The following is a 26,848-nucleotide window of genomic DNA, read 5'->3' as shown; positions in this document are numbered from 1 at the left end:
CGTCTCGAAGCGAGGTCGCGGTGATTTAACGCCGGCGTCGGGGCCAGCAGCTGACCGAGCGCGGCCACGCCCCACAGCGCTGGCGGCGTCGTTCCGCCATGAACTCAGTGGGACGAATCCAGTTATAGGCTCGAACGGGGAGTGATCTACCAGATCTACCACCTTATTGCACCATCATATTTTTGAGATAATTTTATATTGTAGAGTGGTGCAGTCTTCCCATGGATTCGCCGATTCACCGTCGCGCCGCAACTCGACCCACAGCACGACACGTTCAGCACGACTCTCCCGACGCATACGGCCACCGTACAGGGGTGTCACATGCGTGAACCGGGCGCGATCACCGTCTGGGAGTCGATACTGCTCGTCTGCGCCGTCGGCTTTCTTCTCGGCTCGTTCGGACTGATCGTCGCTGGAGCCGGTTCCACCGGCACTGATCCGGTCTCCGACGGACCGGTAACGCTCGAAATCGGCGACCAAACCGTTTCCGCCCTCGAGGTGTCGAACGAGACGCTCGATCGACCGGCGGTGACGACGCCGGGCGACCTGGGCATCGACGGCCCCGTCACCGACCACGCCATCGACAGGCCGTCGCTTCGTGACGGGAACGGTTCGGTCGACCAGTCGAGGCCGTTGCGCTCGTACTTCTACCAGCCAGCACCGCCGACGAACGACTCGCCGCTGCTCTTCTCGGATCGAATGCCAATCGCCGGTGTCGAGATTTACGGTGAGGGTGGGACCGGCGTGTCTGACGACGAAGGATACTGGAGCGGGCCGGTGGTGGATAGTGGCGAATACATCCAGCACATGTACTTCGAGGGGTACCCGTTCTTCGACGCGCCCGATTATCTCCGCGTCTACCGGTACACGGTCCCTGATTCCCCAGCGTGGATACACTTCTGGATGCCGTGCGGCCGGTATTATCAGGGCCCGGATGGATTGTACCCACCGCCACCGGAACCCCCCGAAGAAGACCACGGCGGCGACAACCCGAACGTTCCGGTCTGGGAACCGGGCATCTCGGTGACCAACGAGAACCCCGAGGTCGGCGAACCGATCACGATCAGCGGCTGTGATCCGTTCGTCGCCCTGGACGATTACGAACTCGAGTGGGACCTCGACGACGGAACGATCCTACCCGGTGACGAGATCGTCCACACCTTCGACGAACCCGGCGTCTACGAGATCGGGCCGCACAAGGGAGCGGCTCACCGCGTCAACGTCACCGTCGGCGACCTCGAGATAACGCGAGCCCTTCCCGACGAGTGGTTCACCGACGAAGTCGAGGAGTACTACCGGGTGAGCAATCTCGACCCCGATCGCACGCTCGTCGACGTCACCGTCGGCGGCGTCAGCGCCAACGAAATCGACGAGAACGACTTCCGCGTCGCGCTCGATCCGTTCGCCGCCGGCGACGAGGGTGGAACCGTCGACGTCGTCGCCGAATTCGACGACGGCGAGGTGCTCGAAACGACCGAGGAAGCCGCCAGCTTCCGTCAACTCGAGTGGGTGCTCGCGTTCAACCAGCTATTCGATTCCGAACCGGGATCGGGCGAGTGGTGTGCGCTCGACGGCGGCTGGCCCGACGGCGAGCGCTGTGAACTCCGTCACGAGGATGCATTCGACTGGCACCCCCACGAGGACGGGTTCGTCTTCGACTGGGCAGGAATCCCGAACGTGCCGTTGCTCAAGGAAGGGCTCGAAGTTCGGCTGACCGATCGAACGCTCATCGAGTCGGGCGTTCCAGATGGAGACCTGCAGGGAGAAATGGAGACCGCGGCCAAAATCGGCATTTTCGGCGGATCGGCCGACATCGGCGGCGCGGAGTCACTCGACTTCGACGGGATCGATTTCTTAGGTTCGACCCTCGAAGAACACACCGAAGCAGGGGTGTCCGTCTCCGTTCTCAGCGACCGACAGAAGGACTCGTACTCGGAGGACGGGCTCGCTGGGGCGGATCTCAAAGTTGCCGTTGGGCTCGATCTAACGAGTATCGTATCGTACGACGAGCAGTTCGGAATCGTCGAACGCTCGACCGAGTCGAGTGGTGAATTGTCCGGGTTCGGTGAACTATCGATTCTGGGGGCCGCGGCCGATGTCGGTGTCTCCGGCGGATCCGAGACGAGGATATCCCAGCAGGGACAGACTCCCGTCGAGACGGTCGAATACGGCCTCGCTGCCGACATCGGCGGATCCGCGACGCTCTGGGGGCTCGTCGAAGGCGAGGTGGAGTGTGGCATCGAGTGGGAAAACGAGTGGGACGTCGGGCCAGACTCGACCGCGGCGACGGCCGACGAGCCGGATGTGCCGGCCATCACCAGCAACCCGTTCTACTGTGACATCGACTGGTCCGGCTGGTACGACGAACACACCGACTCCACAGCGGGAATGACGCTTCGCGATGCTCGCGGTACCACCGTGTTCCCGACCGTCGCGTCTGTCGACGGCGACGCGGCGAACGCGGCCAGCACACGTCTCCCGACGGCGTCGGGCGAAGACCTCGTTCGACTGACCGACCGGCCGTACGAGGATACGGAGCCGTCGATCGCCGCGACCGACAGCGGCCACGCCGTCAGCTGGAGTTACCTCCCCGACGGAGCCGACACGGCCGACGGGAACGACGTCATCGTCCGTCTCTACGACGATGAGACCGGATGGTCCGACCCAATCTCCGTCACGGCGGACGACCGCCACGACATCGAACCGGCGCTCGCCTCGCCAGCGGATTCTGAGGACCTGCTGGCGGTCTGGACGCGGCTGTCCGAACCGGCCGACTCGTTCGACGATCCGGACGAGATCGCCGCTCACTTCGACATCGCGATGAGCCGTTTCGACGGCGACTCGTGGAGCGACCCCGAGTTCCTCACCGATTCCGAAGCGCTCGACCGGGCGCCGGTCGTCGAAGCGACCGACGACGGCTGGGCGGTCGCCTGGCACCACCATCCGAACTCGGATCGGCTCGACCTCGCGAACGCCTCCGTCGAGTACCGACTGCTCGATTCCGCCGGAAGCGTCGACGCGGCGGGAACGATCGAGAACGCGTCCCTGCCGGCGCTCGGTCTGACCGACGACGGGGCCGTCGAACTCGCCTACTACGCCGCCGAAGACTGGTTCGCCGCGGGATCGATCGGACACGGTACGATCGACGCGGATGGATTCGACGCCGCGGCCGAGTACGCCGTCGTCGACTACGTCGATCACGACGTCGACGGCGAATCGCTGCTCTGGGCGACTGCGACCGACGAAACGGCCGCTCTGTGGCAAGCTATCGACGGCGAGCCGAACCGGCTTCCGGTCGAATCGACGTTGCTCTCGCTGGGCCACCTTTCCGTCGACAGCACCGACGACGAGACGGTCATCTCCTACCGCGGGACCCCCGAGGGGCAGACGACCACCGACGTCTTCTATCGCAGCGCGACCGACGGCACCTGGTCCGGCGAGCGCCGGGCAACGACCGGCTTCGACGAGAACGCCTCGGTACAACACGCCGACGCCATCGCCACTGCAGACGGACTCGTCTCGGTCTACACGCTACGCGAACCGATGGCGAACAACCGCAACGACATCTTCCAGTCGACGGTCGAATTCGGCCCGGCGTTCGACGTTGACGTGACAGGGCCGACGAACGCGACGGCCGGCGAGACGGTCTCGCTCGAGGCAACCGTCAGAAACGTCGGCTCGACGGACAGCGACGAAGGCACGCTCCTCGTCACCGACGGCGAGACGGAACTCGCGACGGAATCGGTCGAGCCGCTGGCCTCGAACGAGACGAGCACGTACGCGCTGAACGTGACCGTCCCCGATCACGGAATCGTCGAGGTCACGGTCAAATCGAGCGAAACGGGGCCGACCGACGAGTGGTACGCCCAGAACGCCACGCTCGCGCTCGGAGCACCCGATCTCGCGATAACGGCCGTCGACGCCGAACCCGGTTCCGAGACGGGGACGCCGACCAACGGGACCGTCGCCGTCGAACTCGAAAATCGCGGCGGCGTCGACGCGGCCGGCGTGCCGATTCGACTCACGGACGGCGACGAGTGGACCGTCGACGAGACGGTATCACACCTGGCTACGGGCGACACGATCCAGGTCGAGGTGCCGATCACGACCGACTCGTTCAATACCACGACGGTCGATCGCGTTCGAATCGATCCCGACGGGCTGCTGGACGAGCGAGCGACACAACCGCGGTACGGAACCGTGACCACGCGGCTGTTCGCGCCCACGCTCGGCGTGCACCAGCCGATTCGCTACAGCGTGACCGAACACTTCGATGGCGATCGCGAGGCCGAGGCAAACGTCCTCGTGAGTAACCGTGGACCGATCGACGCGAACGCCACGGTGACGGTCCGCGATCTCGATACCGGCGCCGAACTCGGAGCCGGCTCGATCGCCCTTTCGGCGCCAGTCAACGAGTCCGTCGCGTCCGACCGCCTCTCGGTCGAACTCACCGACGTGAGCGAGGGACGACGGCTCGGATTCGCGATTGCAGACGACGCGACCGGCAACCCGTCGTCGTTCGTGACCGACGAGGTTTCGGAGATCGAGACGGACGTACGCTCGTCGCTGACGGTTTCAGTCGCGAACGAGCACACGGGCGAAGCCGTCGAAAACGCGACGGTTACGCTCCTGACCCATCCACAGGACCGGACGCACGCGACGAATGCGACCGGCTCGGTCAGCGTCGAGGTCCCCGACGGAGACCACGTCGCCTGGATCTCGAAACCAGGATTCGACGATGCAGAACGTGCGGTTCGCTTTACCAGGGCAGGTTCGGCACTCGTGACGGCGAATCTCACACCGACTGTCTCGGTCAGTGACGTCGACTCGCCGTCGACGGTCGACCGCGGCGCGTCCGTGACCGTCACGGCCACGATCGAAAACGATGGCGACGCCCCGACCGAGACCGTCGCAACGCTTCGGGCGGACGGATCGACGGTAGGAGAGAAACCGGTCGAGATCGATCCGAACGGTGAGCGGACGGTTTCGTTCGAGGTGACGGCGCCGGACGACCGCGCAGCGATCATCTACGAGGTCGCCGTCGGTGACTCGATCACCCGATCCGTCACGGGCGTCGGCCTCGACGATTCGGTGGACACAGCCATCGCGGCCGATCCACTCGACGACGGCGACGGCTCGCTCTCGATCACGGACGTCACGTTCCCCAGCAGGATCGGCGTCGACGAGACGCCCACCCTGTGGCTCAACGTCACGAACGAAGGGGCCGATCCGGTCGTCGACGTCGCCACGGTGACCGCGACAGGAGGGTCGCTCACGGATCGACCAGTCGGAGCCGCCGTCGTCGATCTGGCGGCGAACGAATCGACGGTGGTGCCGATCGACGTCTCGGTGCCGAGTCAGTCCGCGTCGTACGATTTCGAGACCAGCGTCGGGTCGGCCTCTGTGACGACCCTGCGATTCGCGCGGGACGCCGGCGATCTCGAGTGGAGAGCCTCGACGGACGACGCCGTCTGGTCGTCGCCGACGATCTACGACGAGGCCGTGCTCGTTGGGTCTGAAAACGGCACGGTCTCCTCGCTCGACCGCGAGAACGGATCACTTCGGTGGACCGCTGACGTCGGCGGGCCGTCATCGGCGTCTCCGACGGCCGCCGACGGCGTCGTCTACGCGGGTTCGACTGACGGCCTCTTCGCGCTCGACGCCGAGACGGGGGATGTCGTCTGGCACCACGAGACGTCGTGGGACGTCCACTCCTCGCCGACGGTCGCCGACGGGACGGTGTACGCTGCCTCGCTCGGCGTCCTCTACGCGCTCGACGCCGACACCGGTGCGGTGGAGTGGACGTTCGTTCCCGAGGGCGGTACGGAGTCGTCGCCGGTCGTCGTCGACGGAACCGTCTACATCGGCGCCTACGGCGTGGCTGACGACGACGGATTCGTCCACGCGATCGACGCCGGTGACGGCACGGAGACGTGGCGGACCGAGGTCGACGGGCAGGTCACCGCTTCACCGACCGTCAAAGGCGGGCTCGTCTACGTCGGATCTCACGACGGCGGACTATACGCGCTGGACGCGACGAGCGGATCGAAAACGTGGCGATTCGACACCGGCGGCGCGGTTCACTCGTCGCCGACCGTTTCTGACGGCCGGGTCTACGTCGGAACGGGATTCGAAGAAGACGATAACGGTGCGGTCTTCGCGCTCGACGCGTCGACCGGCACGCAGGCGTGGTCGAGCGGGTTCGGGAGACAGCAGGAGTTGCTCGTCTCCTCGCCGACCGTCGCCGATGGGACCGTCTACGTCGGCTCGCAGTATCCGTACGTACACGCGTTCGAGGCGGACAGCGGCACACAGCTGTGGCGGCAGTCGATGCCGTCGTCGACGTTCTCGTCGCCGACGGTCGCAGACGGGACGCTCTACATCGGTTCGATGGACGGCTCGGTAAACGCGTTAAACGTCCGCGGGGATCGGACGAGCGAGGATTCGAGGGTCGAACAGGAGAGTCTCGGGCACATCGTCTCCGACGAGGCGGGTCCACAGTTCGAGGTAACCGTCACCGGGACGAACTCACCGATCACCGCCGGCGAATCGCTCGAAGTGACCGCACTGATCGACAACGTCGGAACCGGGTCGGGAACGCAATCGATCACGCTCGAACACGACGGAGACGTACACGATAGCGTCGAACTCGAACTGGCCGCTGGCGCATCCGAGTCGGTGACGCTCGAGTGGGTGACGAACGAGGCCGATCCGGGATCGACGACGGTGGTCGTCGCGAGCGACGATGACAGTGAGTCGGCCGACGTCGTGATCGATCCGGCCGAGTCGGTGTTCGCCGTCGAGATCGCCGAGACGAACGATCCCGTCGTGGAAGGTGAGACGCTCGTCGTCTCCGCGGCGGTCGAAAACGTTGGTGACGGGTACGGCACCCAGAGCGTCGAACTAGCCGTCAACTCCACCACCGTCGACAGCGCACAGGTCGACCTCGACGCGGGCGAATCGACGACGATCGACCTGGGCTGGGAGACCGATTCGGGCGATGCGGGTAGCCACCCCGTCGCGGTCGCGAGCGACGACGAAAGCGACGCCACCACCGTCACCGTGACCGCGGCGGAATCGGCGTTCGAGGTCGGCATTCTCGAGACGAATTCGCCGGTCACCGCCGGCGAGACGCTCACCGTCACCACCCAGATCGACAATACCGGTGGCGGAGCGGGGACGCAGACGGTCGATCTCGCGGCCCTCGACGGGACGGTCGTCGACGCCACAAACGTCACGCTCGACGCCGGCGAGTCGATACAGAGTCAGTTGACCTGGGATACCGCTCCCGATGACGTCGGAACCGGCGCGATCACCGTCTCGAGTGCGGATTCGCTCGACACGGCCAACGTCAGCATCGATCCCGCGTGTGCGCTTCCGGGCGACGTCGACGGTGACGGCGCGGTCACCTCGCTAGACGCGACGCTAACGCTGCAGTATATCGCGGGCCTGGACCCGGACGGGTTCGTCAATCCCGAGTGTGGCGACCTGACCGGAGACGGCGAGATCACGACGGAAGATGTCGTGATGATCTACAAGATACTCGTCGGCATCGCTCCGTAAGGAGACGCGCCGGCTGGCGTCGGAGACCCACATCTCGACCGTGTTGTGGCATTGATCGAGACGAGCTGTAATTCGTTTTTCGGCCCGGGAGTACGACCGACCGAACGGCGACGATGGCCCACCGAGTTCGGTGACATTCTCGTCTTCGAGACGACAGTCGTTCGCGTGACTCAACGGTCCACGAGAGACGATTCGATCGGTTCCCAGCCCATCGATTCGCGCCCCAACCCGAGCGCGCGATATTCGTAGTCGCCGGTCTCCGTCTCTCGAAGTTCGATCACCGCGTCGAACTGTCCCTTGATCGTGTTGACGGTCGTCGGCTCGTGCGTATCGTCGTTCAGCGTGTAGATGCCGAGTCCGTCCGTCTCAGCGACGCGGTTGGTGAAGACGTGGAGGAATTTGAAGACCGTGTTTCGATCGAGGTACTGGAGAAGCGTCGAGACGGAAATGAGTCCGTACCGGATATCCGAGATACCTCGGCTGGAAAGTTGCTTCATCAGTTTCGCCGATCCGATGCTGATGCCGGTGAGGTCGGCCGGCGACGAGATCGTCTCTGTCAGTCCGTCGCTCACGAGATCGAAGCTTCGTCCCGAACAATCGATGACGCCGACGCGGTTTCGATCGATCGAACCAGCGTAGCGCTCGAGATCGTCGAATACCGATTCTGCGTTATCCGTCGATATGCACAGAATTCCATCGTCGGGTTCGTAGTTGGCCGTCAGCAGTCGAAACGCAAGTGCTCGTTTGCCGCTCATCGACGGCCCCACGATCGCCACGTTCGTTCCCGGATCGAGACGATCCGGCGTTCGAGGCAGGAAGCCGGTCACGCAGAATCCGTCAGTCATCGGTCGTCTCCGACGTATCGGCGGTTTCAGGACCGTCCCCATCGAACAGATCCGAATCCGCGTCGATCTCGCGAACCGCGCTGACGAACTCGACGTCTGAACCCATGTCTCCGAGCCCCTCGTCTACGTCGAGGCGTTTCGCCTCGATCCGTTCGAGGAGTTCCTGATACGGTTCACTTTCTGCCAGCGACTCGGCGGATTGCTCCGCTTCGAGGGCGCCACGGCGAGCCAGTAACGAGTGATACTCCTGTAAGTCGTCGCTCAACGACCCGCGTTCGACCAGCGTCCGAACCGTTTCGAGGAGGTCGTCCCGCTCGGGCGGTTTCGTTACGTACGCGTCGAACCCCATCTCGATGACGTCGAGATCGGGTTCGACCGCCGTCACCATCGCGACGCGACAGTCGACCTCCCGCTCGCGAATCTCCTGGAGCACCTCGGCGCCAGACAATTTCGGCATCATCCGGTCTAAGAGAACGACATCGACCGAATCGTCGATGACCTCGAGGGCCTCGGCCCCGTCGTGTGCGCGCCTGATCTCGTACTCGTCGTCGAGCCAGAGTTCGTAACTCTCCGCGACGGCCGGTTCGTCCTCGACGATCGCGATGACTGGGGAGTCCGAGACGGTCATGCTATTACCTCACATTGTGTTGATGTGCGTATCATTGTTGTGCCTCCGCCCGGGCTCGCGGGAGGTCGAGAGCGAAGCAGGCCCCTCCCAGATCGCTTTCTTCTACCCAGACGTCACCGCCGTATTTGTCGACCATCACGTCGACGAAGAACAGGCCAAAGCCCGACCCGGTCTCCTTCGCGTGGGAGGTCTCACCCCGTCGAAACACGGATTCGCGTCGTTCCTCGTCGATACCCACCCCAGAGTCTGCGATTCGCAGGACGACGCTGTCGTCCGTTTCGAGCGTCACGTCGATGGTCAAGCCGTCCGAGTCGTTGTGTTCGATACTGTTCAACAGCACGTTGCCGAGAACGTCCGCGAGTAATTCGTCTCCGCGAACGGAGACGTTCCGTGGGACGGCGTCCATGAACTCGATCTCGGGGTGGGCCGTTCGAAGTTCATCGAGTTTCCGGTCGAGAATCGCCGTGAGGTCTATCGATTCGACGCGGAGATCCTCGTCGGGCGTGGTGAGCGTTTCGATGACTCGCTGGACGCGCTGGGTTATCTCCGTCGTCGTGTTACACCAGTCGACGATCGTTTTGGCGTACCGGGCCTGCTCGCCGTCGAGTTGCTCGGCGAGGATTTGCCCGCGGGTCTTGATGACGGTCATTCCGTTCAAGACGTCGTGGCGAAGAATCGAGTTGAAAAACTCCATCTGCTCGCGCTGGCGCTCGAGGGCGGAAACGTCCATCGAGACGCCGATGGCGCTCGTCACCTCGCCGTTCTCGACGATCGGTCTAAAGTGCGTCTGGAAGTGGTCGGTCCCGTGTTCGATCATGGCCGAGATCGATTCGCCGTCGAGTGCACGTTCGGCCGCCTCGATAATCGCCGGTTCCTCGCTGTACAACTCGAACAGCGAGAGTCCGACGGCCTCGTTCGGTTCGAGGCCGAGTTTCGAGAGGCCCTTACCGCGTGACTCCAGAAACGTGCCGTCCGTGTCGATTTGGAAGAAGATGAGCGGCATCGTATCGAGCACCATCGTCATCTTCTCCTTTCGCTCGGTGATGTCCGAGGAGATGACGGCGATGCCATCTTCGTACGGATACACCTGCGCCTCGACCCAGTAGCCGTACTCCTCGACGTAATACTCACAGGTGGCCGACTCCTGCGTCTCCATCACCGTCCGGAACGCCGCTTCGAGAACGGTGTCTTCGATCTCTGGGTAGATGTCCCGAATAGTTTCTCCCAGCATCTCCTCGACCGTCGTCTCGAATCGGTCTGCGATCACCTCGTTGCAGTACGTCATCGTCCAGTCGCTATCGAACGTGTAGTACGCCTCAGGCAAGCGGTCGACGAGTTCGCGATACTGACGTTCCTGGCGATGGAGGACCTGTTCCTGTTCTTTTTGTTGGGTGATGTCGGTGACGACGCCGACGATGCGACCGGCACCGTCGTCGGTTTCGTGGATTTCACCCCGTGCGTAGACCCACCGCGTTTCCCCGTCATCGCGCCGAATGCGATACTCGATCTGAAAGAGTTCCTCACGTTCGACCGCCGTCTCGATCGCCTCCGTGACGGCCGGACGGTCATCCGAATGGACCCGCTTTGCGAACGCCTCGAACGTTCCCTCGAACGTCCCCGCTTCGAGTCCGAACAGTCGTTCCATCGACTCGGTCCAGATCACCTCGTCCTTCGCCATATCCCACTCCCAGACGCCCGTATCGGTTCCGGTCAACGCGACATCGAGACGGTGGGCCATCTCGACATCCGGTAGATCCCGTTCGCTCCGCTCGCGTCCCCAACGGAGCGTCGACAACACCGTTCGTTGGTCCTCGAGTGACGAGAGTGTGAGGGCGACCGGTCGACCCCTCCCAGTACCGCGTTCGACGGTGCACTCGACGTCCAGAGACGATCCCTGGCAGGCCGTATCGAGCCCACGGTCGAGGGTCGCCCGATCCGCAGACGTCCGCTCGATCAGTCGCTCGACGAACGAACGCCCCTCGAGCGCCTCCGGATCGGTTCCGAGAATATCGGCGTACGCCGGATTGACGCGTTCGATACGGGCCGTCTCCGGATCCACCGTCGCGATTCCGTCCGGCGATTGCTCGAAGAGAGACTGATAGAGCGGGGATTCGGACATGGGGGTCTGACTCGTTTCGGTATGACCGTATGGACGTATGAAGATAGTGGCCGGCGATTTTCGATGGTGAAACGAACCAGTCTGGATCACGGGGACTCGGTCACGTCGAACGTCCCCATTGTCCCGTCCTCGGTCATCTCGACGGTTTCGGGGACGCCATCGTCGAACGCGAGCGTCAGCCGGTAGCCGGTCGTCACCTCGTCGGCGGTGCAGTCGGTTCCCGACGGGTGGTCGTAGTAGGCCGCCACGCTCGTCGTTACGGTCCCGTCGACAGCGTCGTAACTCGTCTCGCCGGGGTCGACCCCGCCACAGCTACTCGAACTGTAGGTGAGCGATCCCTCGATCACGACGCGGGAATCGTCCTCGACGAACGCGATCGTCGGCGGCTCGTCCGACGCCGGCACCGACTCGTCGGGCGTGATCGACTCGAACGTCTCCTCAACCAGGTCGTCCGGCGGCTCCGGATCGCCCGAAAGCGGCGTCGACTCCAGACAGCCGGCCAGCGTTCCGACAACGGTGAGGCCGACCGTCGCGAGGAGTGAGCGGCGATGCATACGAGATGATAGTACGATTCCGGTAAACTCTTTCTGCAGACTGAAGGGATCGTTTCACCCGGTGACGGCACCGTTCGCGAACGACGGGGTTAGCATCGGCGAGCGAGCGGTTCGAAGAAGGCGCGGTTCGAAGTGTCGCGAGAATCCAGGAAACACGATCGGCACCGCCGTGAGCGATGGCGTTCACCGCGAACGAGGCCGACGGCCGAGTGACCGGGCCGACGACTGACCCAGAGACGTCGCTTCGCGACGTCGGCGGGGAAGGAGGAGTGCTTTTCATCGAAGCTAAGCGGGATCGGAGATCCCGCGAGGTCGTCGGCGCTTCGCGCCGACTGCTCGAGGGAACGCCGTTCCCTCGCCGTCCAAAAGAGCCTTCCGGCTCTTTTGAAGATTTTGCCGAGGGCCGGCTCTGCCGGCCCGCAGAGCAAAATTTAGGTTTGGCTCGCGGGTCGCGTTCGCTCCCCGCTCGCTTTTCGGAGGTTCTCGGCCTTCGGCCTTCGGACCTCCCTGCTCACGGCTTCGCCGTTCGCCTTTTCGAGGTCTTCGCGATGCTCAGACCTCGCCTACATCATGCCGCCCATTCCACCGCCCATGCCGCCCATGCCGCCGCCCATACCGCCGCCCGGGCCGCCCGGCATGTCTTCGCCGTCGTCATCGTCGGAGACGGCGAGGTCGCCGGCGGCGATGACGTCGTCGATGCGAAGCAGCATGACGGCTGCTTCGGTGGCGGATTCGATTGCCTGCGTCTTGATGCGAAGCGGTTCGTAGACGCCTTCGTCGGCCATGTCGATGGTGTCGCCGGTGTAGGCGTCGAGGCCGGCCGTCGTGCTGCCGGCGTCGTGGTCGCTGCGGAGTTCGACGAGCGAGTCGATGGGGTCGAGGCCGGCGTTCTCGGCGAGCGTGCGTGGGATAACTTCCAGCGCGTCGGCGAAGGCCTCGACGGCGAGCTGCTCGCGGCCGCCGACGGAGTCGGCGTAGTCGCGAAGGGCCAGCGAGAGTTCGACTTCGGGCGCGCCGCCGCCGGCGAGCACCTTGCCGTCCTCGATGGTCGTGCGGACGACGCCGATGGAGTCTTCGATGGCGCGGTCGACCTCGTCGATGACGTGCTCGGTACCGCCGCGGAGGATGAGCGTGACGGCCTTTGCGTCCTCGACGTCCTCGATGAAGATGTGGTCGTCACCGGCGACGTCGCGCTGGGCGACGGAGCCGGCGAAGCCGAGGTGGTCTTCGGTGATGTCGTCGACGTTCGAGACGGGCGTGGCGCCGGTCGCGCGGGCGATGCGTCGGGCGTCGGAGTCCTTGACGCGGCGGACGGCGATGATGCCCTCCTGGGCCAGGTAGTGCTGGGCCATGTCGTCGATTCCCTTGTCGACGAAGACGGCGTCGGCGCCGACGTCGGCGAGCGTGTCGACGAGCTCCTTGAGCTGGGATTCTTCCTGCTCGATGAACTGCTGGAGCTGGTCTGGGTCCGTGACGTTGACTTCGGCGTCGATCTCGGTCTCTTTGACCTCGAGGGCGTTGTCGATGATGGCGACGTTGGCGTCCTCGACGAAGTACGGCATGTTCTCGGAGACGCGGTCCTTGCTGAGCAGGACGCCTTCGACGAGTTCGGAGTTCTCGATGGCGCCGCCGACGACCTTCTTGACGGCGACGTTGTCGGTGTCGATGCCGTCATCGTCGGCGACCGTGCGGACGGCGTCGACGACGAGTTCCGAGAGCAGGTCGCGGGCGTTCTCGGCGCCCTTGCCGGTCATCGCCGTGGCGGCGATCTGCTGGAGGATCTCCGTGTCGTCGACGTCGACGTCGATCGCGATCTCGTCTAGCGCGTCGGTCGCCTCGGCGGCGGCCTGGCGGTATCCCTGCGCGACGGTGGTCGCGTGGATGTCCTGGTCCAGGAGGTCCTCGGCGCGCTTGAGTAGCTCACCGGCGACGACGACGGCGGAGGTGGTACCGTCGCCGACTTCGTCCTCCTGGGTCTCGGCGACGTCGACGATCATGTCGGCAGCCGGGTGGTCGATCTCCATCTCGGTCAGGAGCGTGACGCCGTCGTTCGTGACGACGACCGAGCCGGTGGAGTCGACGAGCATCTTGTCCATCCCTTTCGGGCCGAGGGTCGTGCGGACCGACTCCGCGACGGCCGTCCCGGCCTGGATGTTCATCGACTGTGCGTCTTTGCCGGACGTTCGCTGACTGTCGTCCGACAGTACGATGAGGGGCTGGTTACCCATTTGCTGCTGAGCCATAGTCACTCGAAGGATTGTTTGTGATTCTATAAAAGTGTTTCGTTAGCGACGGTCGCGATTCGCCACCCGGTGGGTCAACAGAGGGATGTGTTAGGAGTTGTCACAGGGCAGTTTATATGTCGGTTCTGGGCCGAATCCGCCTCGACATCGGGTTCGAATGGTCGACAGGGATACGGTCGAAATCGACAGCGCGAATCGGAGAATCGATCAGACCTGCTCTTCGGTCCCGGATCCCGGATACCGGTGGTACTGCATCCCCTGGTGTTTGAGTTCGTTGTGTTTGTCCTCGAGGAAGGAGTAGACGGCGCCGTGTGGCGCCCCGTCGAGTAGCATCTCAGCGGCGCTTCTGACGACGTCGACCTCCTCGGGCGTGCCGATGGCGGCGAGCGTCGAGCCGTAGATGACGACCGACGCGCCCGAGAGTTCCTCCATCAGTTCGCGGGTGCGCCCGTCCTCGCCGATGAGCCGTCCCTTCTTTCGTTTCATGTCGTTCGAGTTGCGCGAGGCGGCCGCGATGTCGACGATATCTAACATCATCAGCTCGTCGTCGAGGAGCGTGAGGGCGTCTTCGGGAGCGAAACCGCGACCGATCGCGCGGACGATCTCCGGGCCTTTCAGGCCGCGGACAGGGTCGCCGACGGCGTCGACCGCGACCGACCCGTTCTCCGAGTCGATGTCGAGTCTGACCTCGGCGGCCGACTCGATCTCGCGCATCGTCTCACCGCCGCTGCCGATGAGGACGCCGATGCGGTCCTGCGGAATCTTCACGTGCTGCATGGAATCGGATACTCGGCGGACGGGGTTAAGCCCTTGGTCCGCACGGGCGACCGCGCCGAGCGGGATCGATCTGCCGTCTCACTCCGCCAGTTCTCGAAATCGAACCGACTCCGTCTCCGTGTCGACGACGGCGACCGTCCGGTGACCCTCGGCAACCGCCGGGAAGTGCGCACCGGGGTTTAGTAGCGTCGTGCGACCTTTCTCGGTCGCCTCACGGACGTGGTGGTGGCCGTAACAGACGACGTCGTACTGATCCGAGTTGGCGATCGCTTGCACCTCCGCGAGCGACTCGCCGTGGAGGACGGCGAACGTGAGCCCGTCGAACGTGAGGTCGGCGAACCGGCCGTGGAGTTCGCTCTCGCCGCCCAATTCGTCGAACGCTGCGTACAGGCCCGCGACTTCGCCGTCGTTGTTCCCCAGCACGCCGTGGAGTTCGAACCCCTCGAACAGGGAGACGACCGGCGGGGCGACGAAGTCGCCGCAGTGGACGATCACGTCGACGCCGTCGCGCTCGAACGCGTCCGCCGCGCGAGAGACCGCCGCGACGTTGTCGTGCGTATCCGAGATGATGCCGACTTGCATGCGCTAGTGCGCGACGGCAGGATCCAAGAGCGTTCGGGGGATATTTCATTACCGTCGCCTTCAGGAGTCGCCCACCGCCGAGAGACGCTCAATCCGGGACGTGGGAGCCCTCCCCGAGCCAGATCCCGATCGGATCGGGCCCCGGCGTCTCCGGCGAGCGGACCCGACCGAGGTAGAGCGCGCTGTTTATCACGCCGATGTGGCTGAATCCCTGCGGGTAATTTCCGCGGTGAGTGCCCACGTCACCCGGTTCGGTCGGATCGATCTCCTCGGCGAACAGTCCGTGGGAACTTGCGTATCCGATGAGCGTCTCGAACAGCGCCGACGCCGTTTCGACCTCCCCGGAGAGCGCGAGGACGTCGACCAGCCAGAACGAACAGAGCGTGAACGTGCCCTCGTCGCCGGGAAGCCCGTCCTCGCCGTCGTATCGGTGGACCAATCCATCCCGGGTTTCGAGCCGGTCTCTTATAGTGGCGACAGTGCCCTCGATACGTTCGTCGTCGAACGGAAGGAACCCGACGATCGGGAACAACAGCGCCGCCGCGTCGACCGCGTCGCTGTCGAACGACTGGACGAACGTCTCACGACGGTCGTCGTAGCCCCGTTCGAGGATCGCCCGCCTGATCTCCTCGCGCGTTTCTCGCCACTGCTCGACGGGTGCCTCCCACTCGTTCGCCTCGGCGAACTCGATTCCACGGTCCAGCGCCGCCCAGCACATCACCTTCGAGTGGACGAAGTGACGGGGTTCCGATCGCACCTCCCAGATACCGCTGTCCGGCCGGTCCCAGACGGTCCGAACGTACTCGACGATTCGACGAACCGCCGGCCACTCGCCTCGGGGCAGGTCCCACCCGTGATGAACCGTCGCCGCGATTGCAAGGAGCAGTTCGCCGTAGAGGTCCAGTTGCCGCTGTTTCGCGGCCGCGTTGCCAACTCTGACCGGAGCGGAACCGCGATACCCGTGAAAATGCGTTAGCTCGCGTTCGGTCAACTCGATTTCGCCGTGAAGTCCGTACAGAGGTTGTATCTCGCCAGGGTCCGACGCACACCGGTTCAAGACCCACTCGAAGTACGCACCCGCCTCATCCAGGTGTCCGAGGTGGGCCAACGCCTGCACGGTGAACGCGGCGTCTCGCGGCCAGTTGAATCGATAATCCCAGTTTCTGACGCCGCCGAACTCTTCTGGGAGCGAGGTCGTCGGCGCCGCGGTTACCGCGCCGGTTTCCTCGTGGGCGAGTAACTTCAACACCAGTTCCGACCGAACGACCTCGTCGTGCCAGGGGCCGTCGAACACGCACGACGGTTCGGAGCGTTCCTCGTCGCTACCGTCGGAATCAGTGTCCACGTGGTCGTGTGTCCACTCGCGCCAGTACTCGACCGTCGCAGCCAGCGTGCGGTCGCAGTCGTCGATATCCGGGGGACCCCCGTCGTGACTCAGCGTAAGCCACACCGACTGGCCCCTTCGAAGCGACGTTGATCCGTGTATCACCGAATTCGTATCGTCCAGTTCGAACGGGACCTCGCCGGCGAGAACGAGTTCCGGATCGGACCCGGATGCGTGCGCCTGTCCGTTTCGGAGCGCCAGCCCGGGATCGTCCATCGCGTAATTAGGTTGCGGGTCGAACGCGAACGAGAGCGAACACTCACCGTTGGTACACTCGACCTTCCGGTACAACGTTCGGTCTGTCTCCACGCCAGTCATATCCACGTGCGGGAGGAAGTCGACGAGCCGAACCGTCGCCTCGTCGGACTCGAAGGTCGTTTCCAACACGTTCGTTCCGTCGAGATACGATTGTAACGAGGTCGTCGACCGGTCGGGACCAACTCGAAAGGATCCCCCGCGTTCTGCGTCTAGAACCCGTGCGAACGCGCTGGGCGACTCGACGTGGGGGACCGGGTACCAGTCGATCGATCCGTCCGGTCCGACGAGCGCGCAGGTTTCACCGTTGCCGATGAGCCCGTAGGCTTCGATCGGGTGGTATTCGACCGTCATAGCGATCGAACGACGGCCGGTAGTATAGCCCCCGGGGTATACCCACCAGGACCTGCCTGTGGCCGCCGCCATCGAAATCGAGACCCGCGAGGATATCGACCTCTCGCGGGCGGACCAGAGAGTCGAGGCGCGCGCCGAGCTACGCGAGACGGCGCTATCTTCGGTCGCCGGCGGGCGCTTTCACCGATCGGTGAATCACCCACCCCCGACCGCAACTGGCACGGATACGAACGTTCATGGTAGCCGATCAGTACCGTCGGATATGGTCCGACGACGCGCCCTGCTCGCGGCCGCCTCCTCGGCGGTCGCGTTCGCGGGGTGTCTCGGTGGCGACGACGAATCGACCGAGACGACGCAGCCGACGGCAACGTCTACTTCCGGCGGACGTACGCCGACCACGGGCGCACGCCCGCTATCGAGGTTGGTGTCGAAAAGCGCGGCGCCGTCGACGAACTACGGGTGACCAGCCCGGACTGCGACCTCGACGTCCCGCTTGAGGTGGCGCTAGACGGCGCGGTGACGTTGGCCGACGACGACGAGCTGCGCGACTGTGGCGACCGGCCGACGCTCGAAGTCGTCGGCGAACGCGACGGCGAGTCCGGTCGCGTGGCGAGTCACCGGGTCGACCTCGGGGACACGCTTCCCGTGAAGGCGACCGACGGGAACGCGGGCACCAGACTCCGAACGACCGGGAGCGTCAGCGGCCACCGAGACGGCCGGCTCGAGTTGGACATCGACCCCATCGACGGCGCGGACGAGGTCTGGGTCGAGAGTCCGGACTGTCCACTCGAGATATCGCTCGACGCCGACGGTCCGCTCGCGGCGACGCTTCATCCCGACGACGAGTTGGCGGAGTGTCCGGCGGAATCCGCACTCTGGGTGGTCGCGGCGGACGGCGAGGGTGAAGCGCTCGTCTTCGAGTACGACCCGTCGCAATTTGGCTGACGAGCGCCCCACTGACACCGGGCGGATACGGTGTCGGTCGCGAAGCCGGCCGACGGCGAGGTCGCGCGCTCGACCGTCGCGACGCTGTCGTGTGTATCCGAGATGATACCGACCTAACTGCCCGAGTACGGGGCGCTGACGGCCAAGAACGTTCGGGGTTCGAGTGCGCCAGGACGATCGATCAACGGAGCTGCGGTAGCCCCGCCGCCGAGAGCGCCCGCCGTCGTTCGTCGTCGGTCAGTCTGTACGGCTCCAGTTCCCGTCCGAGATCACCCAGTTCGGCCCGTCGGCGTTGATGGCCCTCGAGGAAGTCGGTTATCCGCTCGATGGCGATCTCCTTGAGTTCTCCGCTGAGGAGGTCGCCGGCGCGGTACGCCGCTTCGATCCGGTCGAGACGCTCGTCGTTGGGCTCGAAGAGATACCGTAGATACTGAAAGGGCACGTCGACGCCGGGGTCGCCGCCATCGCGTCGGTGGGCCTCGACCGTCGGCTGCCCGCCGGTGAACGCGTGTTCGCGGATCGTCTCCGCGACCGTCTCGCGATCGTCCGTGAGCGCGATCGACGGCGCGTCGTCCGAGGAACTCAGCTTTCCCGGCCCGGAGAGCGCCGGGAGAAAGCGTCCGAGCAGCGCCCCCGGTTTCTCGACCGGGAGTTGCTCACCGGCCGCGAGGTCGCGACAGATCCGGACGTGAGGATCCTGATCGACCGCGATCGGGACGAGCGTTGGCTGGCGTCCCCGCACGAGCTGGGGTAACAGGAGGTGCGTCGCCTGGACTGCCGGGTAAAAGCCCATGCCGACGTTGTCCGGCTCACCGTAGACGGCCGCCACCGTCGCCGGGGTCAGTCGCTCGGCGAGCGTGACCGCGATCGGATAGATGACGTCCGCGTCCGCGGTGTCGATCACGATCCGCGTGCGGGCGGGATCGAAGCCGACCGCGAGGACGTCGCGCAGATTGTCGGCGGTGTACGCCCCGATCTCGTCGAACGACAGGTCCCGCGAGAGGAGCTTCTCGTCGTCCGAAAACGGGAGGTAGACCGTCGCCCCGGTCGCGTCCTGAACGCGCTTGGCGAGAAAGAGCGGGAGGACGTGGCCGAGGTGTAACGGCCCAGAGGGGCCGACGCCGGTGACGATCGCGTGCGGGTCGCCCTCCTCGGCGGCGTCGAGGAATCGGTCGACGTCCCTGCCGGCGAAGAACGTTCCCCGGCGAATCGTCGGGTGATCCGGAAGGCGAGCGATCTGATCGCGGGTCACCGGCTCCGCGCCGAACCGCGAAACGAGTTTTTCGTAGTCCACCTCGCCCGGGGCCGCGTCCGGGGTGGCGGTCGGCTCGCTCGTGGCGGCCGATGGTGTGGTTGCGTGCTGTTCGGTCGAATCGGTGTCTTCGATGTCGTGTGTCATCCGTGGTCGCGTTCTGACGCTGGCGTCGCTCGTCGGTCGATACGCGGGAGAACGAAGGGAGCCGGCGACGCCACACCCGACGGGTTAGGCCGCGACGCGGGCGGCGACGGGACTGTCCGCTCTCTGTGGGGCCGGCCAGCGCCACGCGAGAGCGGCTCTCATTACGCGAACGTACACGCCTCTCTCACGTAACCGTTTCGGGCCGAGAAGCTGCGCGTACCCGCTTCGGCGGGATTGGTCGGCGCGTGACGTCGCACGCCGATTCGACCACGCATTTTTTATTCACAAGTGGTTCGGCCGATTCGCCGAACGAAATGCCGCTCCTTAAGACCACTGAGTAAAACAATCGAGTAATGAGACGACGAACATTCGTTGGATCGCTAACGGGTGCGACGGTCGCGGGATTCGCCGGCTGTCTCTCTCGCGACGATGACGACTCGAACGGCGACGACTCGAGCGACGACGCGGAACTGGCGGGCGACCCGGAGTCCGGGACGCTCACGATCGCCACCTACGACTCGATGATCGACGGAAACGATCCGGCCGGCCCCTGGCTCACCGAGGCCTTCGAAGCGGCCTTCCCGGACGCGACGCTCGAGTGGACGGCGCCCGACAGCGGACTCAACCACTACATTCAACTCGAAGAACAGGACGCCTCGATGGAGGCGGACCTCTACCTGGGAGCCAATATCGACGATCTCGCACGGATCGACGACGCACTGGGCGACGGCGGCCTCTTTCGCGAACTCGACGCCGACCGACTCGACCGGGCCGATCGCATTCGCGACGGACTGGACATGGGCGACCCCCACGACCGCGTCCTCGCCTTCGACACCGGCTACATCAGTCTGGTCTACGACGAGACCGTCGTCGACGAACCGGAGACCTTCGACGACCTGCTCGATCCGGCCTTCGAGGACGCGCTGATCGCCCAGAACGCCCAGACGTCCGATCCGGGGCAAGCGTTCTTGCTGTGGACGATCGACGCCTACGGCGAGGACGGCTACCTGGAGTACTGGGACGACCTGGACGAAAACGGCGTCCGCATCTTAGACAGCTGGAGCGACTCCTACTACGGCGCGTACATGGAAGAAGAGCGACCGATGATCGTCTCCTACTCGACCGATCAGGTGTTCGCGTCGGCCGAGGGTAACGACCTCTCGCGCCACCAGATCGCCTTCCTCGAAGGGCAGGGCTACGCCAACCCCGAGGGAATGGGCGTCTTCGAGCGCGCGTCGAACCCCGCGCTGGCGTACACGTTCATGGACTTCGTCCTCTCGAACGACGCGCAGGCCGAGATCGCTCAGCGCAACGTCCAGTTCCCCGCGGTCGCCGACGAGTACGTCGACCTGGACGACGAGTTCGACCAGTACGCCCACGAGCCCCCGGAGGCGGTGACGGTCGGCTACGAACAACTGCGCGGCAACCTCGACGAGTGGGTCGACGACTGGGCCAGAGAACGCGCCGGTCACTAGGCTCGTGTCGACTGGAGGTCATCTCGCACGTGTACCCGCCTGGCTCGAGCGCCACGCCCTGACGCTCGCCGCCATCGCCACCGGGGTGATCCTCCTCGTCATGCTCTACCTGCCGGTCGCCGTCGTGTTCGTCGAGTCCATCCTCGACGGCGGGTCGGCGACGCTCTCGGCGTTCGTCGACGTGCTCACCGACCCGTTTTACGTCGGCGCCCTCGCGGAGGTGTTCGCCGATCCGCTTGGCATCGTCGGCCACCTCGACGCGCTGGTGGGCTGGCTCGTCGCCATCTCCGTCTCCGTGACCGTCGTGACGATTCCCGGCCTCGGGATCCCCATCCCCTGGCTTTCCGTCGAGACGCCGGGCGTTCGTATGGGGCTGTTCGGCTTTACGGCCTACCAGGCCGGGCTCTCGACGCTCGCCAGTCTCGCACTCGGTCTGCCGGCCGCGTACGTCCTCGCGACCTACGAATTCTGGGGTCGTCGGACGATCCGATCGCTGACGATCCTCCCATTCGTCCTCCCCGGGATCCTGGTCGCCGTCGGCTTCTACGCGACGTTCGGGCAAGGGGGAACGATCAACGCCATTCTCGGCGTCGTCGGTCTCGGCCCCTATCCGTTCATCGAGTGGAATCCGCTCGCGATCGTCATCGTCGCTCACGCCTTTTACAACGCTCCGCTGGTCGCCCGCGTCACCGTCGCGGCCTGGGAGTCCGTCGACGTCCGGAGCGTCGAAACGGCTCGCAGCCTCGGCGCCAGCCGCCGCCGGGCATTTTTTGACGTCGTCCTCCCGCAGCTGTGGCCGGCGATCCTCACCGGGGCGCTGTTGACGTTCATCTTTACGTTCATGACGTTCCCGATCGTCCTCGCGCTCGGCGGACTGCAACTCGCGACCGTCGAGGTCTGGATTTACGACCGCGTCCAGCGCCTGGATTTCCAGACCGCGGCGACGCTCGCCGTCCTGGAGACGATCATCTCGCTCGGGCTGACCTACGCCTACCTCCGCTACGAGTCCGCCCAGTCGGGGCTGTCGCGGGCGGCCTCCGCCCCGCCGCGGAGACCGCTGTTTCCCTCGCTCCGGGTGGCGCTCGCGCCCAAACGGCTCGCGGTCGTCTGTTACGGCCTGCTCGCGGTGGTCGTGTTCGTCTTCCCGCTCGCGAGCCTCGTCGTCGGAAGCGTCACCGACGGGAGCGGCGTCACCCTGCGTCACTACCGATTTCTCCTCGATCGCCAGCTCGAGGGACAGACGTTCCAGACGCTGCCGGTCCCCGCCATCAGAAACTCGCTCGTCTTCGGGCTCGCGACGCTCGTCGTGGCCGTCCCGATGGGCGTGGTCATCTCGGTGCTCACGACCCGGACCGGTCGCGGCGGGACGGTCGTCGACGCGCTCGCGATGCTTCCGCTCGCGGTCAGCGGCATCGTCTTCGGAATCGGTCTCTTGCAGGGGCTGGTGTTCGGCATCTCGCTCCCCGGCGGCTGGCGGCTGCAGGTCACCGGCACGGTCGCGATCGTCGCCGCGCACGCCGTCGCCGCCTACCCGTTCGTCACCCGAACCGTCTCGCCGCTGCTCGCGAATCTCGATCCGGCCATGGTCGAATCCGCCCGGTCGCTCGGCGCCTCGCGCTACCGGGCGCTTCGCGACGTCGAACTCCCGCTGGTCGCGAGCGGAATCGTCGCCGGTGCGGCCTTCGCCTTCGCCATCTCGATCGGGGAGTTCTCTTCGACGGTGATTTTGGCGAGCGGAACCGACTCGTACACGATGCCCGTCGCCGTCGAGCGCTATCTCGGCCGTCGATCCGGTCCGGCGCTCGCCATGGGAACCGTGCTCCTGTTCGTGACAGCGGCCAGCTTCGTCGTCATCGATCGCGTCGGCGGGAGGTTCGAACGATGACCGAACTCCGACTCGAGGGCGTCTCGAAGCGCTACGGCGCGACCGCTGGTGGTGATGAAGACTCACGCGCCGACCCGGAGGGAACGCTCGCGCTGTCCGACGTCGACCTGACGATCCGCGACGGCGAGTTCTTCACCCTCGTCGGTCCCTCCGGCTGTGGAAAGACGACGACGCTGCGAACGATCGCCGGCTTCGAAGCGCCCACGAGCGGACGCGTCACCTTCGACGGAATCGACGTCACCGGCGCTCCCCCCGAACGGCGCGACGTCGGCGTCGTCTTCCAGAGCTACGCGCTCTTTCCGCACATGACCGTCGCCGAAAACGTCGGCTACGGACTGCGGTTTCGGGATCCGCCCGGGGACTCGACCCGGGAAGAACGCGTCGCGCAACTGCTCGATCTCGTCGATCTCTCCGGGATGGGCGCGCGCACCCCCGACCAGCTCTCGGGCGGTCAGCAACAGCGCGTCGCCCTCGCCCGGGCGCTCGCCCCGGCGCCGTCGGTGCTCCTGCTCGACGAACCGATGAGCGCCCTCGACGCCCGCCTCCGGGACTCGCTCCGCCGACAGCTCAAACGAATCCAGGCGACGCTCGACATCACGACCGTCTACGTCACCCACGATCAGGCGGAGGCGCTCGCGATCTCCGACCGCCTCGCCGTCGTCAACGACGGGCGCATCGAACAGGTCGGCACGCCCCCCGAACTCTATCGGAAACCGGAAACGCGATTCGTCGCGGGGTTCGTCGGCGACAACAACGTCTTCGAGGGAACGGTCACCGATCCCGACGCGGACGGCTCCGCCCGGGTCGACGTGGGCGGGCACACGTTCGAACTCCCGGCGTGTTCGGCCGACGTCGAACGCGTCACGTTCTGCGTCAGACCGAACGCGCTCACCGAGCAAGCCGACCGAAACCGCCTCTCCGTCGCCGTCGAAACGAGCGAGTTTACCGGCGACGCCGTGCGCGTTCACGGCCGCTGGAACGGCCGAAACGTCGTTCTTCGACTCGACGACACACCCGAAGAGACGCTGGAGGTCGGGTTCGATCCGGCGGACGCACACGTGATCGAACGGGCGTGACGATGGGGCTTCGAGAACCTCGCGACACCAGTTTCCCGGAAATTCGCTGGGGCGGCGGCCCACACCTATATAAGCGGATCGAGCCCTTCTGGAAACGACCATGTCGAGTGTCGCCCAGTCGCTGGCGTTTGTTATGGTCATTTGCGCCGTCCCGATCGCCGGCGTCGCCGTCTTCACCTACCGAAACCTGGCGAAACCCGGTGCCAGGGGGTTTCTACTGTGCGTTATCGGGATGGCCGGCTGGTCGATCATGCTCGCGCTCATCACCTGGCCGGCGCAGTTCACGTCGGTCACCGTAAATACGACGCTTCGACACGCGTTTCAATTGCTGGTGATATTCGGCTGGCCACTGTTCGTCTGGGAGTACACCAGACGTGAACGCATTTCCGTTCCACGTCCCTCTTTCGTCGCCCTCCTGGCGATTCCCGTCGCGACGGTCGTCCTCACCGCGACGAACTCGCTTCACCACCTCGTGCTCGCCGCGGAGACGCCGTCGAATCCGGCCGGCATCGGCGAGTTCGTCCTCGGTCCCTGGTACCTGATCCACATCGGCTTCGCGGTCGTCATGGTGATGGTTCCCGCCGGGGTGCTCGCCCAGGATCTGCGATCGGCCGTCGACGACCACCGTCGTCAGCTCCTGTTGTTACTCGCCGGCTGGGCGATCGGGTTTCCTGGCGCGCTCAACACCCACCTGTTTCGGACCGTCGACGCCGTTCCCAGCTACGTCGATCTAACGCCCGCGCTGTTTCTGCTCACGACGGCGTTGTGGGGGCTCGCGCTCTTTCGCTACCGGCTCTTCGGCCTCGCTCCCGTCAGTCGGCGCCAGGCCGTCGAACACATGTCCGATGCGGTGATCTCCGTCGACCGAGACGGCCTGATCGTCGACGCGAACCCGTCGGCCGGACGCTACTTCGACCGGTCGACGAACGTGCTGGGAACGCCCTTCGCAGATCGCTGTGGACACCACCCCGCGCTGCTCGCCGCCGCCGAAGTCGGTCACGGAACCGGGATCGACGTGACCGTCGACGCCGATGGCGAGACGCACCACCTCGTCGTCGACGTTCGACCGATCGAGCACGGTCACACCGTTTCGGGGACGCTACTCGTGATCAGAGACGTCACCGATCAACGAGCTCGCGAGAGAGACCTCGATCTGCTCAAACAGGTGCTCTCGCGGGTGTTCAGACACAATATCCGTACCGAGCTGACCGTGATCGGCGGCCACGCCGAGCTGATCGGTGATCGCTCGAACGATCCCGCGATCGACGACTCGCTCCGAACGATCGAGGAGTACACGGAGCGCATCCTCGGCCACAGCGAGAAGGCGAAAGACCTAGAACGGGTACTCGACGCCGGAGACGAGCACTCCGTCGCCATCGATCGCGTCGTCGAGCGCCGAGTAGCGGCGATGGCGGACGGCCATCCGAACGCCCGATTCGAGGTCGACGTCGACGCACTAACAGTCTCCGTACACCCCGGACTCGACCTGGCGATCGAGGAGCTCCTCACGAACGCGGTCGTCCACAACGACGCTCCGACACCGACCGTCGCGATCCGTACCGACGCGACTGGCGAGACGGTCCGACTCGTCGTGGCCGACGACGGACCCGGTATCGACGCCCACGAACTCGCACCGATCGAAGCCGGCACCGAATCCGACCTGGAGCACGGGTCCGGCATCGGCCTCTGGCTGGTTCGACTGGTCGCGAACCGATCCGGCGGAACGCTCACGATCGGCCGGGACGACGAACTCGGCGGGACGCGCGTCGAACTCTCTCTCACGGTCACCGACGACTGACCCACTGCTGTGAACCGCCTCGGGGTCGAGCCCCGAGGCTTCGTAGCACTCACTCTCGCGACGGATCCGGCTCTGGCTGCGTGACAAACTCGAGGACATCGTCACCGTCGACGTCCATTCCCTGACGGCCGAAGAACGAGGCGACGTTCCGACAATCGCGCTCTAAAAATCCGCGGCTGTTCGGGTGGTGGACCGTCACCGCCTGACCGAGGTCGATGACGACCAGTTGGCCGTCCTGAAACACCACGTTGTACTCGCTCAGGTCGCCGTGGACGATGCCAGCCGCGTAGAGCCGACGCATGTACTCGCGCATAACCTCGTAGGCCGTCTCCGGGTTCTCGACGTGGACCTCGCCGAGACGCTTTGCGCGCCCGGACTCGTCGCCGATGTACTCCATCACCAGGACGTTACGCTCCGTCGCGATCGGCTCGGGAACCCGGACACCCGCTCGCTTCGCCCGTTTCAGATTCGCGAACTCCTTTTTCACCCAGGCGAGAACGACGTCCTTCTTCTTTCCGCCGAGCCCTTCGAAGCGCGGGTCGCCCTCGAGGTAGTCGCGCATCTGCCGGAAGTTCGAGGCGTTGATGCGGTAGACTTTGACCGCGACGTCGGTGTCGTCGGGACCGAGCGCCTGGTAGACGTTGGCCTCCTTTCCCGTCGATATCGGCCCGCCGAACGCCTCGACGTGTCCGTCCTGGACGAGCTTGTAGAGCGCGGCGAACGTCGCGTCGTCGAACACCGACTGTTCGACTTTGAACTGATCGGCGTCAGTCAGGCGTTTTCGAAACTGGTCGAACTCGCGGTCGCGTTTTCTGGCGATTCGGTCTGCTTCCGTGTCCGAGACGTCGATCTCTTCCCACTCGTCGCCTTCGATCTCCACGGTCTCCGTATCGACCAGGCCGTACTCCTCGCCCATTCAGTCAGACTAGCGGCCCGACCGGCAAAAAGGGTCACCATTGTTCGGCC

The 26,848-nt window shown here is 65.0% G+C and carries 16 protein-coding genes; 6 read left to right on the top strand and 10 right to left on the bottom strand.

Features of this window, described 5'->3' with window-relative positions; genetic code table 11:
- Positions 1-321: 321 nt before the first annotated feature.
- Positions 322-7,563 (top strand): outer membrane protein assembly factor BamB family protein, encoded by a 7,242-nt coding sequence (locus NKH31_RS07630; RefSeq protein WP_254864539.1) that lies wholly within the window; start codon positions 322-324, stop codon positions 7,561-7,563.
- A 170-nt stretch (positions 7,564-7,733) separates the two neighbouring features.
- Here the strand turns inward: NKH31_RS07630 and NKH31_RS07625 are convergent, their stop codons facing one another.
- The 8 genes from NKH31_RS07625 to NKH31_RS07590 form a co-directional block, all read right to left on the bottom strand.
- The gene (locus NKH31_RS07625; RefSeq protein WP_254864538.1) at positions 7,734-8,408 is read right to left on the bottom strand and encodes an RAD55 family ATPase; all 675 of its coding nucleotides are present in this window, start codon (positions 8,406-8,408) and stop codon (positions 7,734-7,736) included.
- Positions 8,401-9,036 (bottom strand): response regulator, encoded by a 636-nt coding sequence (locus tag NKH31_RS07620; protein WP_254864537.1) that lies wholly within the window; start codon positions 9,034-9,036, stop codon positions 8,401-8,403. The genes NKH31_RS07625 and NKH31_RS07620 overlap by 8 nt, the downstream gene beginning before the upstream one ends.
- A gap of 31 nt (positions 9,037-9,067) precedes the next feature.
- Complete coding sequence (locus tag NKH31_RS07615) at positions 9,068-11,155, bottom strand: PAS domain-containing sensor histidine kinase (protein WP_254864536.1); 2,088 nt, start codon at positions 11,153-11,155, stop codon at positions 9,068-9,070.
- 86 nt (positions 11,156-11,241) lie between these two features.
- Positions 11,242-11,709 (bottom strand): hypothetical protein, encoded by a 468-nt coding sequence (locus NKH31_RS07610; RefSeq protein ID WP_254864535.1) that lies wholly within the window; start codon positions 11,707-11,709, stop codon positions 11,242-11,244.
- Between the two features lie 563 nt (positions 11,710-12,272).
- Positions 12,273-13,937 (bottom strand): thermosome subunit alpha, encoded by a 1,665-nt coding sequence (gene thsA / locus NKH31_RS07605; RefSeq protein ID WP_254864787.1) that lies wholly within the window; start codon positions 13,935-13,937, stop codon positions 12,273-12,275.
- 222 nt (positions 13,938-14,159) lie between these two features.
- Positions 14,160-14,729: a KH domain-containing protein gene (locus NKH31_RS07600; protein WP_254864534.1), complete on the bottom strand. Its 570-nt coding sequence runs from the start codon at positions 14,727-14,729 to the stop codon at positions 14,160-14,162.
- A gap of 78 nt (positions 14,730-14,807) precedes the next feature.
- Positions 14,808-15,311, bottom strand: coding sequence for a metallophosphoesterase (locus tag NKH31_RS07595; RefSeq protein WP_254864533.1), 504 nt, complete (start codon positions 15,309-15,311; stop codon positions 14,808-14,810).
- A gap of 88 nt (positions 15,312-15,399) precedes the next feature.
- Positions 15,400-17,310, bottom strand: coding sequence for a glycoside hydrolase family 15 protein (locus NKH31_RS07590; RefSeq protein ID WP_256547923.1), 1,911 nt, complete (start codon positions 17,308-17,310; stop codon positions 15,400-15,402).
- A 312-nt stretch (positions 17,311-17,622) separates the two neighbouring features.
- Between NKH31_RS07590 and NKH31_RS07585 the strand changes: the two genes are divergently transcribed.
- Positions 17,623-18,249, top strand: coding sequence for a hypothetical protein (locus tag NKH31_RS07585; RefSeq protein ID WP_254864531.1), 627 nt, complete (start codon positions 17,623-17,625; stop codon positions 18,247-18,249).
- 181 nt (positions 18,250-18,430) lie between these two features.
- Here the strand turns inward: NKH31_RS07585 and NKH31_RS07580 are convergent, their stop codons facing one another.
- Positions 18,431-19,648: a tryptophan--tRNA ligase gene (locus NKH31_RS07580; RefSeq protein ID WP_254864530.1), complete on the bottom strand. Its 1,218-nt coding sequence runs from the start codon at positions 19,646-19,648 to the stop codon at positions 18,431-18,433.
- A gap of 353 nt (positions 19,649-20,001) precedes the next feature.
- Here NKH31_RS07580 and NKH31_RS07575 point away from each other — a divergent pair, with 353 nt between their 5' ends.
- The 4 genes from NKH31_RS07575 (at position 20,002) to NKH31_RS07560 (ending at position 25,882) form a co-directional block, all read left to right on the top strand.
- Positions 20,002-21,123 carry a thiamine ABC transporter substrate-binding protein gene (locus NKH31_RS07575; RefSeq protein ID WP_254864529.1) on the top strand — a complete coding sequence of 374 codons (1,122 nt, stop codon included), beginning with the start codon at positions 20,002-20,004 and terminating at the stop codon, positions 21,121-21,123.
- A gap of 4 nt (positions 21,124-21,127) precedes the next feature.
- Positions 21,128-23,008 carry an ABC transporter permease gene (locus NKH31_RS07570; protein WP_254864528.1) on the top strand — a complete coding sequence of 627 codons (1,881 nt, stop codon included), beginning with the start codon at positions 21,128-21,130 and terminating at the stop codon, positions 23,006-23,008.
- On the top strand, positions 23,005-24,084 hold the full coding sequence (locus NKH31_RS07565) for an ABC transporter ATP-binding protein (protein WP_254864527.1): 1,080 nt from the start codon (positions 23,005-23,007) through the stop codon (positions 24,082-24,084). Before NKH31_RS07570 ends, NKH31_RS07565 begins: the two co-directional genes overlap by 4 nt.
- A 100-nt stretch (positions 24,085-24,184) precedes the next feature.
- Positions 24,185-25,882 carry a histidine kinase N-terminal 7TM domain-containing protein gene (locus NKH31_RS07560; protein ID WP_254864526.1) on the top strand — a complete coding sequence of 566 codons (1,698 nt, stop codon included), beginning with the start codon at positions 24,185-24,187 and terminating at the stop codon, positions 25,880-25,882.
- Between the two features lie 49 nt (positions 25,883-25,931).
- On the opposite strand, the gene rio1 is transcribed toward NKH31_RS07560, so the two are convergent.
- Positions 25,932-26,798: a serine/threonine-protein kinase Rio1 gene (gene rio1, locus NKH31_RS07555; RefSeq protein ID WP_254864525.1), complete on the bottom strand. Its 867-nt coding sequence runs from the start codon at positions 26,796-26,798 to the stop codon at positions 25,932-25,934.
- Positions 26,799-26,848: the final 50 nt, after the last annotated feature.

Source organism: Halovivax gelatinilyticus, assembly GCF_024300625.1.
GTDB lineage: Archaea > Halobacteriota > Halobacteria > Halobacteriales > Natrialbaceae > Halovivax > Halovivax gelatinilyticus.
The sequence above is the reverse complement of the archived record's forward strand: the minus strand, read 5'-3'. Positions and strand labels throughout refer to the sequence as shown.

Bases quoted from the DNA above. Each gene is read 5' to 3' on its own strand.
- NKH31_RS07630 (WP_254864539.1), top strand. From the start codon at position 322: ATGCGTGAACCGGGCGCGATCACCGTCTGGGAGTCGATACTGCTCGTC.
- NKH31_RS07625 (WP_254864538.1), bottom strand. From the start codon at position 8,408: ATGACTGACGGATTCTGCGTGACCGGCTTCCTGCCTCGAACGCCGGAT.
- NKH31_RS07620 (WP_254864537.1), bottom strand. From the start codon at position 9,036: ATGACCGTCTCGGACTCCCCAGTCATCGCGATCGTCGAGGACGAACCG.
- NKH31_RS07615 (WP_254864536.1), bottom strand. From the start codon at position 11,155: ATGTCCGAATCCCCGCTCTATCAGTCTCTCTTCGAGCAATCGCCGGAC.
- NKH31_RS07610 (WP_254864535.1), bottom strand. From the start codon at position 11,709: ATGCATCGCCGCTCACTCCTCGCGACGGTCGGCCTCACCGTTGTCGGA.
- thsA (WP_254864787.1), bottom strand. From the start codon at position 13,937: ATGGGTAACCAGCCCCTCATCGTACTGTCGGACGACAGTCAGCGAACG.
- NKH31_RS07600 (WP_254864534.1), bottom strand. From the start codon at position 14,729: ATGCAGCACGTGAAGATTCCGCAGGACCGCATCGGCGTCCTCATCGGC.
- NKH31_RS07595 (WP_254864533.1), bottom strand. From the start codon at position 15,311: ATGCAAGTCGGCATCATCTCGGATACGCACGACAACGTCGCGGCGGTC.
- NKH31_RS07580 (WP_254864530.1), bottom strand. From the start codon at position 19,648: ATGACACACGACATCGAAGACACCGATTCGACCGAACAGCACGCAACC.
- NKH31_RS07575 (WP_254864529.1), top strand. From the start codon at position 20,002: ATGAGACGACGAACATTCGTTGGATCGCTAACGGGTGCGACGGTCGCG.
- NKH31_RS07565 (WP_254864527.1), top strand. From the start codon at position 23,005: ATGACCGAACTCCGACTCGAGGGCGTCTCGAAGCGCTACGGCGCGACC.
- NKH31_RS07560 (WP_254864526.1), top strand. From the start codon at position 24,185: ATGTCGAGTGTCGCCCAGTCGCTGGCGTTTGTTATGGTCATTTGCGCC.
- rio1 (WP_254864525.1), bottom strand. From the start codon at position 26,798: ATGGGCGAGGAGTACGGCCTGGTCGATACGGAGACCGTGGAGATCGAA.